The following is a 16,903-nucleotide window of genomic DNA, read 5'->3' as shown; positions in this document are numbered from 1 at the left end:
AGGCCGCGGATTTGACTTCACCTCTGGTGGTGCGGTGACTGAGTTGGAGGTCCCGTCAAGGAGCGTGACACTACCCCGTATGGTGCGATCGACAAGTATCTCTTCCCGGCCTAAGTGTTTCTCGCTTTTCGCCCACGGGGGCTCGATTTTACTGGCACAGTTTTGCCGTACTCATTCCACCAGGTCGTGAGTGCCTCCATTGTCGGCCCGAGTGCCCGCGCTTTTTCCGTGATCTCGTATTCGACGCGCGGAGGCACTTCCGCGAACACGGTACGCGACACCAAACCATCTTTCTCGAGCTCGCGAAGTTGCGCTGTCAACATGTGCTGGGTGATGCCACTGATCGCCTTGCGCAGCTCGCCGAAGCGGTAGATCCGCTGATTCAGCAGCCACATGATTTCCAGTTTCCATTTGCCTGAGAGCAGCGCGAATGCGCGGCGCATTTCCTCATGCATGTTGATCTGTTCCACGGCATTAGTCTTATTTTCCATACTAGGCGTCTCTTTTTCATCCTACTTGTGGCTTTTTATCTTAGACGACATCTTTACCGAAACCGATGCAAACAAGCCCGTTTAGGAAAGAACCTCCATGATCGAAAGTTACGCATACTGGATCAGCACGGCACTCCTGTCGCTGCTCTATCTGGCCTCCGCAACGCTGTATATCGTTAAGCGCGCTTGGGTGCGCCAGGCCCTCACCGACCTCGGTTACCCGGCCTATCTCGTGCCGTTTCTCATAGCAGTAAAGCTGCTAGCAGTGGCCGCGATTCTTTCGCGTGTCAACGTGGTGCTCAGCGATCTCGCCTACGCCGGCGCTTTCTACCACCTGCTGCTATCCGCACTGGCACACATTGGGGTCCACAAGCCCAAAGATGCGGTGCCTGCGGTGATAGGCCTGGTACTGCTCGGCGCCTCCTTCCTAACCCAGAACGCCGCGCGGGACGAGCCTTCACCTGACGCTCCAGTCGCCGCAGCCTATCTCAGCACCCCATAACTGTTAGGAGATCAAACATGTCCCGACTCAACGGAAAGGTTGCATTTATCACTGGCGCCGGCCGTGGAATTGGCCGCGCGACCGCAAAGTTGTTCGCGGCAGAAGGCGCGAAAGTGGCAGTGGTTTCACGCACAGCTGAAAACGTGCATCGCGTTGTCGCCGACATCGAGGCTGAGGGGGGCATCGCTCTCGGCGTGACCTGCGATATTGCCGATGCAGATCAAGTCAGCTCAGCGGTAGCCAAGGTGGTTGCCGCATACGGTCGACTCGATATCCTGGTGAACAACGCATTCGATCCCTCCGCCGTCTTTTCATCGGTTCTTGATCTATCGGTCGAGCAACTGCAGCGCAACCTTGAGATGGGGCCAATGTCCTATCTGCGAACGATGCAAGCTTGCTATCCATACCTCAAAGCTTGCGGAAACGGACGGGTTATCAATTTCGCTTCCCTGGCCGGTGTCGTCGGCATGCAGGGGTATGCGCCCTACAACATGGCCAAAGAAGCTGTGCGTGCATTGACTCGCTCGGCCGCACGCGAGTGGGGTGCAGAGGGGATCACGGTGAACAATGTTTTGCCTGTGGCGGATACCTGGGGGGCTGGGGTCGATGTTCCGCCGCCAACCAATGCCCTAGCGCGCTATGGCTCACCAGAAGAGGACATTGCGCCGGTTGTGCTGTTCCTTGCCAGCAAGGATGCGCAATTCATAACGGGCTACAGCCTGACACCCGATGGTGGCCAGATCATTGACAGTGCACGTTGAGAACCATCATTGGCTGAGCCCCTGATCAGGGGCTCATAAGCGGCTCTCTTCGATCAACACGGTGGGATCGCAGCATTGCTGGGCGTGATGCCTGCTGCTGGGCCGTTCTGCTCCATCTGACGGTAGGGCCGCGTAACGGACCTACTGTAGATGGGGACGGTCTCGAAGCGTGCAGGCATATTGACGTGCCAAATGCACCAGATAGTTTTTGGGTAAGTAGCTAAAGCACAGGCCGGATGGAACCAAAGGCAGCGCGGATATGAAAAGAAGTTTTTAGCGGGGGAAACCGCCACTATGACTCTGCCACTCCGCGCTGTTTACCAGTTCAGTTACGACCAGCAGCATCTGCTGCGACGGGACTGCATACTGCCACGGCATTCAGCTCGGTCGAGCAATCGTACTGTTCGCCGCCAATTTACCACCCCGTGCAAGAGCAACGCAGGATGCCGCTAGCACCCTGGTAGGGTCTACCAGTGGTAGGCCGGTCTGCGCCTCTTCAGTCAGTTCAATCAGTGGCAATTCGGTGCAACCGAGGATCACTGCTTGCGCGCCCTTATCCAGCATGTGCGCGATGGCTGCAGCAAGATCTTCGCTGCAACGGCCTGAGGTATATCCGGCCTTGACGCCGGTATCGCCATAAATGGCTGCCATGACCTGTTTCTGCAGCGGTTCATCGGGCACCAGGAGTGCGATGCCGGAGTCTGCAAAAGCCTCGTGGTAAACGCCGCTGGCGACGGTACCCGAGGTAGCGAGCAAGCCGACCCGCGTGATGCCAGGGTGATCGTTCTGGATGTGTTTTCTTACCTCCGACAGCATATTCAAGATTGGTACTGTCAGGTGCGGCTCGATCCTTTCGACAAAGGCATGTGCGGTATTACAGGGGATAACGATTACGTCAGCACCGCCCGCTTCTAGCCTTTTACACGTTGCCAGCAAGGGAATGGTTGGGTCATCCCCGTCCGCTAAGAGGTGTGCGGTTCGATCGGGAATCTGAGGGTTCTGCTCGACCAGCATCTTTATATGATCCTGATCGCGTGCAGCATCGGTCAGTTGGACGACCTTGCGCATGAAATCAACAGTTGCGGCCGGCCCCACACCACCGACCACGCCGACCTTGAACGTATGCGTTGGTTGCGCTGCACCAACGAGCAAGGCGTGCTCGGCATAGGCTTGATTGGAGTCGATGACGGGCACCGCGACCCGCTCGCGCAATGCCTCGATGAATACGGGTATTTCCGTCAGACCGGGAACTATCACCTCGGCACCGCGCTGAACAAGATTCTCACAGGCCTTGGCGAGGCTATCGAGACACAGCAGGTCATGATGGCCATTGCGGATACCGCGCGGGCCATAGACGGCCGCCATGAGCTCTTGCGTCTGTACGTCGGGATCGGGGTAGATGACATCCCAACGGTCACTGAACATACGTTCGAACAACCCAGAATTCTTCACGAAGGTTGACGTGAGCACGCCGATTGAACGCGCGTTGGGGTGATCCCTCATGATGCGCGCACGTAATGCATCTGGCAGGCTCACTACGGACAAGCCGAGTTCGGGCGCGAGTTCCGCTAGAAAACTGTGGGATACAAAACAAGGTACCAAGGCAACATCTACTCCGCTACGTTCCATGTTCTTCAGCACGTCGTATACATAGAACTTCCGCCGCGTCGGATCATAGGTCTCGTCTGCCGCCAGCCCTTTATCGGCGAAGGGATGCTGCTCAAATGCGATGTCGAACTGCTGCTGCGGTGTGGTCTTTATCATTTTGAGTAGCGTGTCCACGCCAGCCACAGCGCCCAACCCGCCGACGACTCCGTACTTCCTCATCGCAGTGAGGTTCACCCAATGTTCAGCCATGAAAAATTTACCCGCTTGTGAACAGAAAAAAGCCGGGCCACGCGAGCAGCCCGGAAAAGGGTGTTGATTAAGAAGGATGCGCCTGGGTCGAAAGGTCGGTTGACTTCAGTACGTGAGCAGTGTCGTAAAGATCCTGATTCAGTTGCCCTTCGCTCTTGGCGACCAGCACGGCGACAGCGCAGTCGCCGACGACATTCAGTGAGGTGCGGGCCATATCGAGCACCCGGTCGATGCCGGCGATGATCGCAACGCCTTCCAGCGGCAGGCCGACCGAAGTGAGTACCAGCGACAACATGATCAGACCTGCCCCGGGTACACCTGCCGTGCCGATCGACGCCAAGGTAGCCGTCAGCACGATAGTCGCGTACTGGGCGAAGCTCAGGTCGATGCCGTATGCCTGGGCGATGAACAAGGCACATACCCCCTGGTAGAGTGCAGTGCCATCCATATTGATAGTGGTGCCGAGGGGCAGCACGAAGCTGGATACTCCGCGAGAGACGCCGAGATTACGCTCCGCCGACATCATGGTGATTGGGAGCGTGCCAGCACTAGAGGTGCTGCTGAAAGCAACTATAGCGGGCTCAATGACGCCCTGAACGTAGCGTACTGGATTAAGGCGAGCGACAAACTTGACTAGCCCAGCATAAACAATCACCGCATGAATTACGCAGCCCATATATACTACGCCAATAACCTTCGCTAGCGGCGCGAGCATTTCCAGGCCATAAGTGCCAGCAACCCAGGTAATGAGAGCGAACACTCCATAAGGTGCGAAAGAAATAATAATTCCAGTGAACTTGTAGAATACTTCTGTTAGCGAATCCATGAAGACTTTAACCGGTCTTGCAGCTTCACCGGCCAGGGTAATTGCCAAGCCGAATAGAATGGCAAAAACGATGATCTGCAGGACATTACCCTGTGCAAAAGCGGCAACCGGATTGGCTGGAACCAACCCCACCAATGTGGCCACCAGGCTTGGCGATTCCGTTGCCGCGACTGTTGCGGCCGAGCCCAGTTCGATACCTACACCCGGCTGGAAGACCGCAGCCAGTGCGAGCCCGATCGTGATCGCCACGGCAGTCGTACCGAGATAGAGCGCCAAGGTCTTGATACTGAGGCGCCCCATTGTGGCCATGTCGCGCAAGGAGGTAACGCCGCTGACCAGTGAGATGAAGATCAGCGGCACGATGAGCATTTTTATGCCGTTGAGAAAGAGATCGCCGATAGGTTTGAGGCTGGCGGCATACTCGCCGTGGCCGCTCTGATTAAGACTGATGCCCAAAAGCAGCCCAAGAGTGAGCGCAATAAATATCTGTTTCCAAAGAGGCATATTTTTCCAGAGTGAAAAAATGCCTCGAACTTGTTTGCTGGATGAATTTTTCAAGGTTGGCTCCCGGCTTGTGAGCGTACGGTAATTGTTTTTTTAGGAAGTACTGCTTAGTGCTACTTTCGGTCTTATTGGCAGGAGAAAGCGTCTAGGTGATTTTTATACGCTGGAGCCAAAGACACGCCCAATTCTTCTTTTCGATGAGCAATGCTTTTTTTGCATGCCGCCCTCAGGCGCGTCGCGATCCCGTAGAGTAATGAGTAGGGATGAGCAACTGAGCGGACACACACGTGGCAGGTAAGGGCGATGGAAGTTAACTGGCTTGAGGATTTCTTGACGCTCGCCGTAACGCGAAATTTCTCGCGTGCTGCGGAGATGCGTAATGTGACGCAACCGGCCTTTAGCCGGCGCATCCAGATACTAGAGGCTTGGGCAGGCGCTTCACTCATTGATCGCAGTATGTTTCCCATTACCTTGACTCCAGCAGGTGAGGCGTTCAGGCGGACAGCCCAAGAAATACTGGAGACACTGCGCCATGGCCGTGAGGAGATGCAGGGGCTGGTGCCTGCGGGTGGCGAGGTGATCACCATCTCGGCGTCGCACACGCTTGCGGTGAGCTTCTTCGCCGATTGGCATGCGGAGTTGCAACAGAGCGTTGGCAGAGTCAATGCTCGGGTTCTGGCTGACAATGTGGCCGCCTGCGCTGAAGCCTTGATCGCGGGCACCTGCGATCTGATGCTGGCTTACAGCGACTCTGGCGTTGCGAACATTATCGGACTGGATCGCTATCCTTCAGTTTTGCTGGCAAGCGACCGTTTAGTCCCGGTAAGTGGGCCTGGTCCCACAGGAGACGCCCTGTACTCGTTTTCTGGTAAGCAGCGGATTCCCTACCTGTGCTACCCGAGCAACAGCTTTTTGGGCCGCATGACCCGCTCGGTAGTGGAGCGTGAAAGCCTGGCTAATAGCTTGGAATATCGATTCGAGTGTTCCATGGCTGATGTGCTCAAGCGTGGGGTCATCGCTGGCGTTGGGGTCGCGTGGGTTCCTGAACGAGTGGTGAGGGATGAGCTTGCATCCGGCGCCCTGGTGCTGGCTGGAGACGACCAGCACACCATCTCGTTAGGGATTACCCTATATCGCAAAGCAGAGATTTCCAGCCCGCAAGTAGAGAAGATTTGGACGCGGGCCTTGGAGCAGTCTGCATTTTGCGAAGGGTAGCTCCCTTTATCATTGGCTTGTCAGCCTGTAGTGGTCAACCCATCCCGGACAGTGGGTTGACCACTACAGCCAGCTCGGGATAGACCACTGCATTCAGAGTAAATAGCAGTGTCCGCTTCTGGCCCAGGCTGTGTAAAAACGTTGGCATCGACCTTGCTGTGATTTGATGGATTCGAAATCAGCGGGGGCGCCAATGAAGCGTTTTATCCAGGGAGAGCATCGAGGCTAAAGCGCGCTGCTTCCCGAGAGTCTGGATGACTACGTGGCGGACACTAACCCGGTGCGGGTGGTCGATGTGTTCGTCGATGAACTCGACCTTGGCCAACTGGGTTTCGAGGGTGTCGTCCCGGCGGAAACCGGCAGACCCGCATACCATCCTGCCGACCTGCTGAAGATCTACATCTACGGCTACCTCAATCGCATCCAATCCAGTCGCCGCCTTGAGCGAGAGACCCAGCGCAACGTCGAGCTGATGTGGCTGACCGGGCGCTTGATGCCGGACTACAAGACCATCGCCAACTTCCGCAAGGACAACGGCAAGGCAATCCGCGGCGTATGTCGGCAGTTCGTGGTGCTGTGCCAGCAGCTTGGCCTGTTCTCTGAGGCGCTGGTAGCCATCGATGGCAGCAAGTTCAAGGCGGTCAACAACCGCGACCGCAATTTCACCAGCGCCAAGCTTCAGCGGCGAATGGAGGAGATCGAGTCCAGCATCAACCGTTACCTGACCGCACTGGATACCGCTGATCGCCAGGAACCTGCCGTGGCGCAGGTCAAGGCCGAACGCCTCCACCACAAGATCGCAACGCTGAAAGCCAAGATGCAGGAGCTCAAGGAAATCGAGGTTCAGCTCAACGAAACCCCAGATAAGCAGATCTCCCTGACCGATCCCGATGCCCGCTCAATGAAGACGCGGGGCAGCGGCATGGTCGGCTACAACGTGCAGGCGGCGGTCGACGCGAAGCACCACCTGATCGTGACGCACGAGGTCACGAACGACGGGGTCGATCGCGATCAACTGAGCGCCATGGCCAAGCAAGTACGAGAGGCCATGGGTGTCGAGAAGCTCTCGGCGGTCGCAGACAGAGGGTATTTCAAAGGCGAAGAAATCCTGGCGTGCCATGAGGCCGGAATCACCGTTTTCGTGCCCAAGACGCTGACCTCAGGAGCGACAGCGGCTGGTCGCTTCGGCAAAGGTGATTTCATCTATGACCCAGTAAAGAACGAGTACCTATGCCCGGCTGGGCAAAGCCTGACCTGGCGTTTCTCTAGTGTCGAGAAAGGGCTGAAGCTGCACCGTTACTGGAGTTCGCATTGCCAGGGTTGTGCGCTGAAAGAGCAGTGCACACCGAGTCCACAGCCACGCCGAGTGAGCCGCTGGGAGCATGAAGCAGTGCTCGAAGCGATGCAGAGTCGTCTGGATCAAGCGCCCGAGATGATGCGAATCCGCCGTCAGACGGTCGAGCACCCGTTCGGCACGCTGAAGATCTGGATGGGTGCCACCCATTTCCTCACCAGAACGCTCGACCGGGTGAGCACCGAGATGAGCCTGCATGTGCTCGCCTACAATCTCAAACGCGTGTTGAACGTGCTGGGCAGCGGTGCCCTGATGGCAGCGATGAAGGCCTGAGGCCTGTTTTACGAGTCCTGCCGCCCTCCAGCAGGCGCACCGAAGCCTAAAGTGCCATAGCAACCAGAATCACCGAATGCACCTGATTGGGTCTCCGGCGGCCTCCTGGACGCTGAGAAAATCACCCGGCAGTTGATTGCCATCGCTTGCTGCGTTTTTACACGGTCTGGGCCGTGAGCTGTCCCCTGACGTATGGGTATTGTCCATACGACACTCCTATCTCCTACGCGGGTAGTTAGTCGAGTCGGCATTGATTTTGGTCAGTGGCACTTTGCCTGCTTACTGTGATATCTCTGCAATTCCGATCGACTAGCAGAAGGAAATGCAATATGTCCGGTTCAGGCGGTAGCTATCTGGGTCCAGATACACCCAGCGATTCTTGTGCAACCCTTCGGTTCGACACTCAGCTTGCATCGCCGAAAGCTCAGGTGATTGCGGGGCTGCAGGTCGGTGATGTTCTCGACATTGCCTTTGGGCAAGGTGGCAACCAGGTCGTGGTTGCGCTGTGGAATGGCGTTGAGGCAGGTGGGATAGTCGATCCGCACCTGAACCAACTGCGTAACTGCATGAACCAGGGCGAACAGTTTCAGGCTCGTGTTCTGAGCATTACTGGTGGGCAGGTACGCGTTCGGGTTCACCACGTCTAATTGCGAGCAAGGAGAGCTCCATGATCACTATCGTAGGAGGCGTCTACCGTGAGCGTTGTATGCGCCCGGGTTGGGACGACATCTATGGCTCAGCAGGACGCGCAGCAGCGGCGATAGCTCGGTTTGGTGGGCACGTCGAATTGCATTCTAGCGCGGATAGCTCGACCCAGCTTGTTATGGATGCACGCGCAGCTGCGGAGGGCTTCAAGTTCAATGCCGTACCTGCTCAGGCTGGGGTGACCTTCGAGTACATTCATGGCCTGGCCAACCCAGATATTCGACGCGGTACTCATGCCAGATCGACATTGAAGGTCAGCGGAGAGAAGGTGCTTCGGTTCGGCATGATCGATGGAACTGCGGTAGTGAACGCCGATTTCGCGGTGTTCGATCCTCAGAACGCCGATGAGCCTGAATCCTTCCGTGCTAATGGGTCCTCAGCCAAACACCTGGCGCTCGTCCTGAATCGCCATGAAGCAAACCTGCTTCTCTCTGACTCCAGTGGACTGACTATCCAACAGATCGCAGCGGCATTGGCCCAGCAGGAAGGCGCAGAAGTAGTCGTCATCAAAATGGGCCCGCTGGGTGCTCTTGTGTACGACAACGGTAAGATCTCCACGGTGCCGGCCTACCGTACCGAGCGCGTATGGAAGATCGGCTCCGGTGACACCTTCGCTGCTCACTTTGCACTGGGGTGGTTGGATAACGGCCTGTCGGCTCAGGATGCCGCCTCGATTGCGTCCATCGCTACCGCCTTCTACTGCGAGACCCAGGGCTTCCCCGACAAGGCTTTGCTGGCTGCATTCAATCCGAAGGCATTGCAGCCCTCTCAGCGTTACCGCGATGGCTACGTACCGAAGGTCTATCTTGCTGGCCCGTTCTTCACGCTCGCAGAGCTGTGGATGGTCGGGCAGGCTCGCCGGGATCTAAAGGCTATGGGGCTAAGTGTCTTCTCTCCTTATCACGATGTCGGCTTGGGTTCCGCTGAAGATGTGGTTGAGAAAGACCTTGAAGGGGTCCGCGACTGTGATGTGCTTTTCGCGATTGGTGACGGCCTCGACTCGGGCACTATTTTCGAGATTGGTTACGCTCGAGCGTTGAACAAGCCTGTCGTTTTCTATGCGGAAAATGAGTCCGCCCAGGATAAGAAAATGATGGAGGGCTCCGACTGCGTCATCACTGATGACTACGTCAGCGCTATCTATCAGATGACCTGGGAGGCTGTGGAGCTATGAAGACAGGGTTGTTGTTGTCCGGAGGCATGGACTCCTTGACGCTTGCCTGGTGGAAACGGCCAGACATTGCATTCACCCTCAACTATGGCCAGTTGGCGGCTCAGGCTGAGATCGAGGCTTCACGCACGATCTGCCACGAGTTGAATATTCCTCACCATGTGATAGAGATCGACTGCCGACAACTGGGATCGGGGGACATGGCCGGAACGCAAGCCGACACTCTGGCTCCAGCCTCGGACTGGTGGCCATACCGAAACCAGATGCTGGTCACGCTGGGGGCGATGAAGGCGATTTCGTTTGGCGTGACACACCTATGGCTCGGGACTGTGAGGTCGGATGGCTTTCACAAAGATGGTTCGCCGGAGTTCATGGCTGCGATCAGCCATCTGCTCTCCCTGCAGGAAGGAGGTATGGTGGTGGAGGCTCCTGCAATTGAGCTTTCAACCGCTGAGCTCGTGCGTCAATCGGGCATTCCAGCTGGGCTTTTGGCCTGGGCCCACAGCTGCCACAAATCCCACTTGGCATGCGGAAACTGCCGCGGCTGCAACAAGTACATGGAGGTCTTCCTAGAGGTCGGCTATGACCTGGATCGACTTGGCTGATCCTCTGCCCAGGAGTGCTCCTGAGCCTTACACTCCGATCGAGTGGGAGCTGGGCGAGACCCGCTCGCTCCCATCCACCTCGGGTGTGCCTGATCGATCGTTCAACGAGGTCATAGACGCGCGCGCGTCGCATCGCGAGTTCGGTTTTGTCGATGATCAGCAGCTCGGTGCTTTTTTATGGCTGGCTTGCAGAACGCGAGGCGTGGGTGCTTCGGAACTTGGTTTCGATCTGGAGCATCGAGCTGCACCGTCCGCAGGTGCGATTCACCCGATCCATGTTGTCGTAAAGCGACCTGGCGATGATCGTTGGTGGTTGTACGTGCCCAGGAGTCACCGGCTCGCAGAGATCAAGCACGCGCCTGCCAAGCTCGCAGGCCTGTTCGATCTCAGCCTGCAGGTTCTGGCAGGTGATCAGGCAATCCGTTTCCTATTCCTGGCCGAGCCTGGTAAGACCCTGGGCAAGTACCAGAATGGGTGCAGCCTGATCTGGCGGGATGCAGGTGCACTGGTTGGAGTGATGGCTCTGGCGGCTACAGCTCAGGGGCTCAAGTTCTGCCCGCTAGGTATCACGGGAGAGCCTTGGGCTAGTGGTTTAGCCGATCAGGGCAAGCTGGTCGGGGTTGGTCTTGCGCTTCTTGGTTCGGCCGCGAACAGCTGAGTCGGGATTATGGTGACCCATCCCCATGATGCTATGCACCGTGGAGGGGGACGACATCATTTCCAACCACATCAGCGCATCAAGCTCGGAGGCTCTCACGCCGAGCCCTTTGCTGAATCGGATGAACTGCTCCTCGAGCTCCAGGTAGTTGCGCTCGACCGTTAGGTTGTCCTCGAAGAACTTACCCAAGAGGCCTGCCCGCAGGATATGGATATCCAAGATGGCCACGTCGTCGGCGTCCAGCCAGTTACGGGCAACCCATGACGCGGTCTTGTAACCGATGCCGGGGATATCCAGCAGCCAGTCACGAAGTTCCTTTCCCGAGGAAAGAGGCGGCCGTTCAGCAGAAAGCTTCTGAAGCGCGGCGCTGAGATAGCGCGCCTTCTGCTTGGCGAACCGGTAGCGGACTTGGCGCCCGTCAACTGCGATGGGCTCCTGCAGCCACTCAAGCAGGACTTCTTCTGCTGGGGGCTTCTCGCCGAAAGCACCACGCTCTCTTAGGTGATGGAAGGCAGCGATGCCGACGTTGGCAGGAATGCCATGGCCACCCAGCAGACAGGCACCGACTTCCTCTTTCAGCGTGGCGCCGAGCTTGTAGTTGATTCGGTTGCCGGTGAGCCGGCGGGCATAAACCTGATACGCCCAATAGGCCGGCGTCGGGAATGCTTCCATAGCACCCCAAGGGACGCCTGGAAGAACCTCTGCCTCTGCTTGGGGGAGCTCGACATTGAAGACCACCTGGTCCATGAAAATAGCGCCAAGTTGCATTAGGCGGCCTCCTCGTCGTTGCCGTAGAGCTCTTGCATCCACTTCAGTAATTCGTGCCGCTCGATGGGATCCAAGTTCTCGATACGAGTGCGAAGTCTGGTTTGGCGGCGCTGAATGGTCTGGCGATCCCGGAAGGTCTCGCCCAGGTATCGGGTGTCGTGCAGTCGACTAGGGGGTGAGAAGTTCATCCACACCACTTCCTCGCGCATCTCTACGTGGGTTTTTGCTGGAAAACTCACTTTCCGCCACCCGACCAACTCTTGGTTGTAGAGATCACAGTCATAGCCCGACAGCATCACATTGCAAGGTAGTTCGACCAAGCAACGCAGTAGGCGGATGTGGTCAGCTTCGGTGTAGTCGCAGCGGTAGACCTTCTCACGCCGGCGAGTTTCGGGGACGTAGGGCGGATCCACATACACTAGCTCCTCACCTTCGAATGCATAGCCTTCGAGGAAGGACACCGCGTCGACCTGATGGAGCTCGCAAGTCCCAGACAGCTTCGACTGCCAAAGCTCAATGACCTGGGCGTCGAGATCTAAGCCGATGTTCCGCTGCGCAGCTTTCTTGTTGCGCATGACGGCGCCACCACCAAGGTGGGACTCAATGTATGTCTGATGCGGTGGCATCAGGTTGATCAAGCGCTGGTAGCACTTGCCTTTTCCGCCTGGGTATCTCATGCCCCCAGCATCGTCAGAAGTGACGATGATGTCAACGCCGAACGGCCGAACGGGCGGCTAGGAGCGCATGGAAGTGGCGTTCTGATTGAGTGGGAAAGATGCGAAATAGAGGCAGCTAAGTGCTGATGGGCCCAGTGTCGACGGGCGTTGGGCCGCCCAGTCAAATAGATCAGGCGGCATACTGCCGATTAGCCTGGCAGGGAGATATGCCGGTGCAGGCTAAAGAAACTTTCAAGGCGTATAAGAGGCTTCTAGCTATAGACCTCACTGCTGCAGGCTCGAAGGTCGAAATCCGATGGCGGAGCGACGAGCCAGCCTTTTGCTTTCATCACTTCTGCAGCGTCTCTAAACGTCAGGAAAGGTACGGGCGCTTTCTCATATTCCTCTGGCTCAACTGCAGGGCTGGCGCTCTCGCGCGAAAGCATCTCGCTTCGCAGCGCAAGCACTACTGCGCGGTGCCGGCCATCAGAGATTTGAAACCTGCTCTCTTCTAAGCTGAGGGTGCCGATTTGCGTGATTTCAATCGGCGTCTTCTGCACCAATTTCCGATAGTAGTGCTCGTATTTCTCATGCCGGCCAAACCCCGCGCCCTGACTAGAGACGAACTCATACGCGGCCTCTCCATGAAAGAAGACAATGACTGGTTGCGACATTTTGCTATCCGGATCCAGCCCATCCGCTTCGTCGAGTGATCGCCGCTCGCCGACCATGTGCTTATAGCTGCCTTTATCAGTGAGTGGAATCTGTACTTTCAAGCTGACCTCGTTATGCCGCATAGGGTTATGCCGTATCAAGCCATTGTGCCCTAGATACCTGCTATCTGCGGGGGCTCATCCTGTCTCCCGTCATCAATGTTCGAGGCAAGGAGTTGGCCTATTGCAGGCGGTGGCTAATGGGCTTTAAGGTTCGGAGTGACTAGGCAGGCAAGGTTGTTTGAGTCAAGCTGAAGTGTCGAACCGGCATAGGGATTTGCGAAGATGCGCGTTATCAATCTGAGGATTGAGAATTTTCGGGGTGTAAAATCAGCTGATCTTACGTTTGACGGACATACCCTACTGGTAGGGGGAAATAACGTAGGGAAGAGCACGATTTGCGAGGCTTTGGACCTTGTTCTCAGCCCGGATAGGTTGTCTCGATTCCCACCGGTTCAGGAGTTTGATTTTTACAATGCCTCGTATCTTGATGAGGATGGGATCACCCCCGTAAAGATCAAAATCGAAGTCATGCTGATAGATCTCAGTGGCGAGGTTGAGCGCACCTGCGCTGCTCACACTGAGTTGTGGCACGTCAAAGAGCGACGTTTGCTAGCAGCTGGTGAGGCTGACGCCGCACTCCCTCCCGATGTTGTTAGATGCCTACGCATTGAAACCCAAGCTTTCTACAGCCCGGATGAGGATGAGTTCGAGGCAGATACGTTCTTCTCATATAGCCCCAGCCTTGAGGGCGGCGAGCTTCAGCGTGTAAAGAAAACTGTGAAGCGGCTGTTTGGGTTTCTATACCTTCGAACCCTGCGTACAGGCTCACGTGCCCTCAGTCTTGAACGAGGCTCACTGCTAGATCTCATCCTGCGGTTGCAAGGGGTTCGAACTGGGCTGTGGGAAAAGTCTATTAAGAGGCTAAGAGAGCTGGATCCTCCAATTGATTCGGATGCTGCGGACCTTCGGCCAGTATTGGATTCCATTGAAGAGAGGCTTGCCCAGTACATTTCCGTAGGTGGGGCTGGCAAAGTGACTCAGCTATTCGTTTCGCAGCTCACTAGAGAGCACCTGCGCAAGACGATGTCGTTCTTTCTCTCTATCACAGAGGACCAAAAGCCAGTTCCCTTCCAGCATGTCGGAACGGGCACACTGAATACCCTAGTGCTGGCCCTGCTGTCCTTCATCGCTGAGGTGAAGAAAGACAATGTCATTTTCGCGATGGAGGAGCCCGAGATAGCACTGCCACCGCATACGCAGCGCCGTATTGCGAAGTACCTGTTGGCGCTGATGGAAAATTGACCCACCCTGCCGATTGAAATTTGACCCAGGGCGGATTGCTGATTTTGTTACCAGCAACTGTGGATAAGTCTACCAGCGCAGCTGCTTTTGAACCCACTCCCTCGCTGTCCCAGTTCAGCTGTTGAAGACCTGCCACATGCAGCCATGCAGCAGGCCGTCGTCACCATGAAATCAGAACGACTCATCGTCCTCCGGTTCCTGGCCGCCCTTACGCTTTCGCTCCCGTGATTTGATCTTGGCCTGGGCCGCCAAGCTACTGTGTTGCAGGCGATAGGACTCGTTACCGGTTTCGACGATGTGGCAGTGGTGGGTCAGCCGATCCAGCAGGGCGGTGGTCATCTTGGCGTCGCCGAACACGCTCGACCATTCGGCGAAGCTCAGGTTGGTGGTGATCACCACGCTGGTGTGTTCGTACAGCTTGGACAGCAGGTGAAACAGCAACGCACCGCCAGCCTGGCTGAACGGCAGATAACCCAGTTCGTCGAGGATGACCAGATCCATGCGCAGCAGTGCCTGGGCGATCCGCCCGGCTTTGCCGTCGTGTTTTTCGCGCTCCAGCAGATTGACTAGATCGACCGTGGAGTAGAAGCGCACGCGCTTGCCATGCCGGGTGATGCCGGACACGGCCAGCGCGGTGGCTAGGTGGGTTTTACCGGTGCCTGGCCCACCGATCAGCACCACGTTCTGCGCGGTGTCGGTAAAGGCCAGGCTGGCCAGCTCGCTGATCAGGCGTGCGTCGGCGCTAGAGGCGTTGAAATCGAAGCTGGCCAGATCGCGGTGCATCGGCAGCTTGGCCATGTTCATCTGGTGGCTCACCGAGCGCATGGCGCGATCTGTGTGCTCTTGTTCCAGCAGGTGTTCGAGCAGCCACTTGGACGAGGCTGTGTTCGACTCACCCTGTGCAGTTAACTCCGCCCAGGCCGTGGCCATGCCGTGCAGGCGCAGCTCCTTGAGTTCCGCCATCAAATCACGCATGACCGACCTCCTCGGCCTGGCCACGCAGGCGGTCGTAGCGCGCCGTGTTAGCGACGGGGGCTTCCTTGAGCGACAAGTGGCTTTCGACGCTGGGTGGTGGTTCGGTCGCGGCCAGGCGCGCCACGACATTGAGGATGTGTTCGGCGCTCAGGCTGCCGCTTTCCAGTACCAGCTCAACAGCCACCAGCACCGCATCGAGCCCGGCGACCGGTACGGCAGCCAGAACTTGCGCCATGATCCGGTCACCGCCGGCATGACGCCCCAGACCGTGCTTAAGCTGACGCAGCGGCGCCGGCAGATCAGCAAAGGGCGCGCCGTTGCGCAGCGCACCGGGCTTGCGTTCGATCAGCGGGAGGTAGTGCTGCCAGTCATAGCTGACCTGGTCGCGATCCAGCAAGCGGACATGGCTGGCGATCAGCGCGTCGTCAGCCACCACCTCGATTCGCGTCGGATACAAACGGCTGCTGACCCACTTACCCGCGTACTCACACGGCACCGAGTAGCGGTTGCGCCCGACGCTGACCAAGCAGGTGCTGGAGACCCGCGCAGGCCGCTCGACGTAACCGTCGAATGGCGCTGGCACAGGCATCAGTTCAGCGCGCTCCAACTCCAGCACTTCGGCCACACTCAGACCGCTGTATTGAGGGTGCGTCAGCTCGTTCCAAAGCGCGCGGCAGCGCTGGCCCAGCCAGGCATTGAGTTCCTCGAAGGAGTGAAACTGGCAGTCCTGGGCGTCTAGCCAGATACGCCTGCGGCTGTCTTGCACGTTCTTTTCAACGATGCCCTTTTCCCAACCAGCGGCGACGTTGCAGAAGTCCGGATCGAACAGGTAATGCGCGCACATCACCGCAAAGCGTGCATTCACCGCCCGGCCTTTGCCCTTATTGACCTTGTCGACGGCGGTCTTCATGTTGTCGTAGATGCCCCGGCGCGGCACGCCGCCCAAGGCGCCGAACGAGCGTGTATGGGCGTCAAATAACATCTCATGGCCCTGGCTCGGATACGCCACAAGCCAGAACGCACGGCTGGCACACAGCTTCAGATGTGCCACCTGCATACGCCGGTAAATGCCGCCGACCAGCAAGCCTTCCTCGCTCCAGTCAAACTGAAACGCCTCGCCAAGAGCAAAGGTCAGCGGCACAAAGGCCTGCGACGCCTTGCCCTGTCCCCCTCGCCAGGCACGGATAAACGCGGTGAGCTGGCTGTAGCCACCGTCATAACCATCGGCTTTGATTTGCGCCAACAGCGCCTTGGCACTGCGCCGCTGTTGCTTGGGGCGCAGCGAATCGGCTTTTAGCGCCTGCTCTAGCGTGACGTGAAAAGGGCTGAGTTTGTTAAAGATCGCGCGGCGTTGGTACACCGGCTGCTTGGCCTCAGGTGCTCTGACCCACTTGCGAATCGTGTTGCGCGCCAGCCCGGTGCGCTTGGCTATCTCATGCAGCGACAGCTTGTCGCGGAAATACATCCGGCGGATTTTGCCCATCATTTCCATACTGATCACCCTGTGTTCTCCTGCTCAAAAATTGAGCAGAAGCAGTTGAACACCTGGGTCAGTTTTCAGTCG

At 57.3% G+C, this 16,903-nt stretch carries 17 protein-coding genes; 9 read left to right on the top strand and 8 right to left on the bottom strand.

The genetic code is table 11. The annotated features are described in order from the left end of the window. Positions 1–110: 110 nt before the first annotated feature. On the bottom strand, positions 111–443 hold the full coding sequence (locus JWV26_RS10055) for a winged helix-turn-helix transcriptional regulator (protein WP_206419197.1): 333 nt from the start codon (positions 441–443) through the stop codon (positions 111–113). A 145-nt stretch (positions 444–588) separates the two neighbouring features. On the opposite strand from JWV26_RS10055, the gene JWV26_RS10050 reads away from it, so the two are divergent. Together JWV26_RS10050 and JWV26_RS10045 are read left to right on the top strand one after the other, a co-directional pair. Then, on the top strand, positions 589–993 hold the full coding sequence (locus tag JWV26_RS10050; protein WP_206418960.1) for a DoxX family protein: 405 nt from the start codon (positions 589–591) through the stop codon (positions 991–993). 17 nt (positions 994–1,010) lie between these two features. Then, complete coding sequence (locus JWV26_RS10045) at positions 1,011–1,754, top strand: SDR family NAD(P)-dependent oxidoreductase (protein WP_206418959.1); 744 nt, start codon at positions 1,011–1,013, stop codon at positions 1,752–1,754. Between the two features lie 378 nt (positions 1,755–2,132). Here the strand turns inward: JWV26_RS10045 and cuyB are convergent, their stop codons facing one another. Further along, positions 2,133–3,611 (bottom strand): cysteate racemase, encoded by a 1,479-nt coding sequence (gene cuyB, locus JWV26_RS10040; protein ID WP_206418958.1) that lies wholly within the window; start codon positions 3,609–3,611, stop codon positions 2,133–2,135. 67 nt (positions 3,612–3,678) lie between these two features. Next, on the bottom strand, positions 3,679–4,941 hold the full coding sequence (locus JWV26_RS10035) for a dicarboxylate/amino acid:cation symporter (RefSeq protein ID WP_206419196.1): 1,263 nt from the start codon (positions 4,939–4,941) through the stop codon (positions 3,679–3,681). A 303-nt stretch (positions 4,942–5,244) separates the two neighbouring features. On the opposite strand from JWV26_RS10035, the gene JWV26_RS10030 reads away from it, so the two are divergent. From JWV26_RS10030 to JWV26_RS10005, 6 genes are all read left to right on the top strand, one after another. Next, complete coding sequence (locus JWV26_RS10030) at positions 5,245–6,156, top strand: LysR substrate-binding domain-containing protein (RefSeq protein WP_206418957.1); 912 nt, start codon at positions 5,245–5,247, stop codon at positions 6,154–6,156. Between the two features lie 235 nt (positions 6,157–6,391). After that, positions 6,392–7,783, top strand: a complete 1,392-nt coding sequence (locus JWV26_RS10025; protein WP_241201308.1) for an IS1182 family transposase — start codon at positions 6,392–6,394, stop codon at positions 7,781–7,783. 329 nt (positions 7,784–8,112) lie between these two features. Beyond that, on the top strand, positions 8,113–8,430 hold the full coding sequence (locus JWV26_RS10020; RefSeq protein WP_206418956.1) for a hypothetical protein: 318 nt from the start codon (positions 8,113–8,115) through the stop codon (positions 8,428–8,430). 20 nt (positions 8,431–8,450) lie between these two features. After that, positions 8,451–9,662 carry a PfkB family carbohydrate kinase gene (locus JWV26_RS10015; protein ID WP_206418955.1) on the top strand — a complete coding sequence of 404 codons (1,212 nt, stop codon included), beginning with the start codon at positions 8,451–8,453 and terminating at the stop codon, positions 9,660–9,662. After that, complete coding sequence (locus JWV26_RS10010; RefSeq protein WP_206418954.1) at positions 9,659–10,264, top strand: 7-cyano-7-deazaguanine synthase; 606 nt, start codon at positions 9,659–9,661, stop codon at positions 10,262–10,264. Before JWV26_RS10015 ends, JWV26_RS10010 begins: the two co-directional genes overlap by 4 nt. After that, positions 10,242–10,922 (top strand): nitroreductase family protein, encoded by a 681-nt coding sequence (locus JWV26_RS10005; RefSeq protein WP_206418953.1) that lies wholly within the window; start codon positions 10,242–10,244, stop codon positions 10,920–10,922. Before JWV26_RS10010 ends, JWV26_RS10005 begins: the two co-directional genes overlap by 23 nt. Here JWV26_RS10005 and JWV26_RS10000 read toward each other — a convergent pair. From JWV26_RS10000 to JWV26_RS09990, 3 genes are all read right to left on the bottom strand, one after another. Beyond that, the gene (locus JWV26_RS10000) at positions 10,857–11,690 is read right to left on the bottom strand and encodes an 8-oxoguanine DNA glycosylase (RefSeq protein ID WP_206418952.1); all 834 of its coding nucleotides are present in this window, start codon (positions 11,688–11,690) and stop codon (positions 10,857–10,859) included. The two genes, JWV26_RS10005 and JWV26_RS10000, sit on opposite strands and share 66 nt — an antisense overlap. Continuing rightward, positions 11,690–12,316: a DNA adenine methylase gene (locus JWV26_RS09995; protein ID WP_241201307.1), complete on the bottom strand. Its 627-nt coding sequence runs from the start codon at positions 12,314–12,316 to the stop codon at positions 11,690–11,692. Before JWV26_RS09995 ends, JWV26_RS10000 begins: the two co-directional genes overlap by 1 nt. 302 nt (positions 12,317–12,618) lie before the next feature. After that, entirely contained in the window at positions 12,619–13,122 is a 504-nt protein-coding gene (locus JWV26_RS09990; protein WP_206418950.1) for a hypothetical protein, read from the bottom strand. A 222-nt stretch (positions 13,123–13,344) separates the two neighbouring features. On the opposite strand from JWV26_RS09990, the gene JWV26_RS09985 reads away from it, so the two are divergent. Continuing rightward, positions 13,345–14,364: an ATP-dependent nuclease gene (locus JWV26_RS09985; protein ID WP_206418949.1), complete on the top strand. Its 1,020-nt coding sequence runs from the start codon at positions 13,345–13,347 to the stop codon at positions 14,362–14,364. A 171-nt stretch (positions 14,365–14,535) separates the two neighbouring features. Here the strand turns inward: JWV26_RS09985 and istB are convergent, their stop codons facing one another. Beyond that, positions 14,536–15,339, bottom strand: a complete 804-nt coding sequence (istB, locus tag JWV26_RS09980; RefSeq protein ID WP_013983804.1) for an IS21-like element ISPst3 family helper ATPase IstB — start codon at positions 15,337–15,339, stop codon at positions 14,536–14,538. Beyond that, positions 15,332–16,831, bottom strand: a complete 1,500-nt coding sequence (gene istA / locus JWV26_RS09975) for an IS21-like element ISPst3 family transposase (RefSeq protein ID WP_125836939.1) — start codon at positions 16,829–16,831, stop codon at positions 15,332–15,334. Before istA ends, istB begins: the two co-directional genes overlap by 8 nt. Positions 16,832–16,903 lie beyond the last annotated feature (72 nt).

Source organism: Ectopseudomonas toyotomiensis (assembly GCF_017167985.1).
GTDB classification, from domain to species: Bacteria; Pseudomonadota; Gammaproteobacteria; order Pseudomonadales; family Pseudomonadaceae; genus Aquipseudomonas; species Aquipseudomonas toyotomiensis.
Note: the sequence above shows the minus strand (reverse complement) of the source record. Positions and strands in the feature narration are given on the sequence as shown.

What these genes read in the sequence shown, in the direction of transcription:
- JWV26_RS10055 (WP_206419197.1), bottom strand. Translation starts at nt 443, where the DNA reads ATGCGCCGCGCATTCGCGCTGCTCTCAGGCAAATGGAAACTGGAAATC.
- JWV26_RS10050 (WP_206418960.1), top strand. Translation starts at nt 589, where the DNA reads ATGATCGAAAGTTACGCATACTGGATCAGCACGGCACTCCTGTCGCTG.
- JWV26_RS10045 (WP_206418959.1), top strand. Translation starts at nt 1,011, where the DNA reads ATGTCCCGACTCAACGGAAAGGTTGCATTTATCACTGGCGCCGGCCGT.
- cuyB (WP_206418958.1), bottom strand. Translation starts at nt 3,611, where the DNA reads ATGGCTGAACATTGGGTGAACCTCACTGCGATGAGGAAGTACGGAGTC.
- JWV26_RS10035 (WP_206419196.1), bottom strand. Translation starts at nt 4,941, where the DNA reads ATGCCTCTTTGGAAACAGATATTTATTGCGCTCACTCTTGGGCTGCTT.
- JWV26_RS10030 (WP_206418957.1), top strand. Translation starts at nt 5,245, where the DNA reads ATGGAAGTTAACTGGCTTGAGGATTTCTTGACGCTCGCCGTAACGCGA.
- JWV26_RS10020 (WP_206418956.1), top strand. Translation starts at nt 8,113, where the DNA reads ATGTCCGGTTCAGGCGGTAGCTATCTGGGTCCAGATACACCCAGCGAT.
- JWV26_RS10015 (WP_206418955.1), top strand. Translation starts at nt 8,451, where the DNA reads ATGATCACTATCGTAGGAGGCGTCTACCGTGAGCGTTGTATGCGCCCG.
- JWV26_RS10010 (WP_206418954.1), top strand. Translation starts at nt 9,659, where the DNA reads ATGAAGACAGGGTTGTTGTTGTCCGGAGGCATGGACTCCTTGACGCTT.
- JWV26_RS10005 (WP_206418953.1), top strand. Translation starts at nt 10,242, where the DNA reads ATGACCTGGATCGACTTGGCTGATCCTCTGCCCAGGAGTGCTCCTGAG.
- JWV26_RS10000 (WP_206418952.1), bottom strand. Translation starts at nt 11,690, where the DNA reads ATGCAACTTGGCGCTATTTTCATGGACCAGGTGGTCTTCAATGTCGAG.
- JWV26_RS09995 (WP_241201307.1), bottom strand. Translation starts at nt 12,316, where the DNA reads ATGCCACCGCATCAGACATACATTGAGTCCCACCTTGGTGGTGGCGCC.
- JWV26_RS09985 (WP_206418949.1), top strand. Translation starts at nt 13,345, where the DNA reads ATGCGCGTTATCAATCTGAGGATTGAGAATTTTCGGGGTGTAAAATCA.
- istB (WP_013983804.1), bottom strand. Translation starts at nt 15,339, where the DNA reads ATGCGTGATTTGATGGCGGAACTCAAGGAGCTGCGCCTGCACGGCATG.
- istA (WP_125836939.1), bottom strand. Translation starts at nt 16,831, where the DNA reads ATGGAAATGATGGGCAAAATCCGCCGGATGTATTTCCGCGACAAGCTG.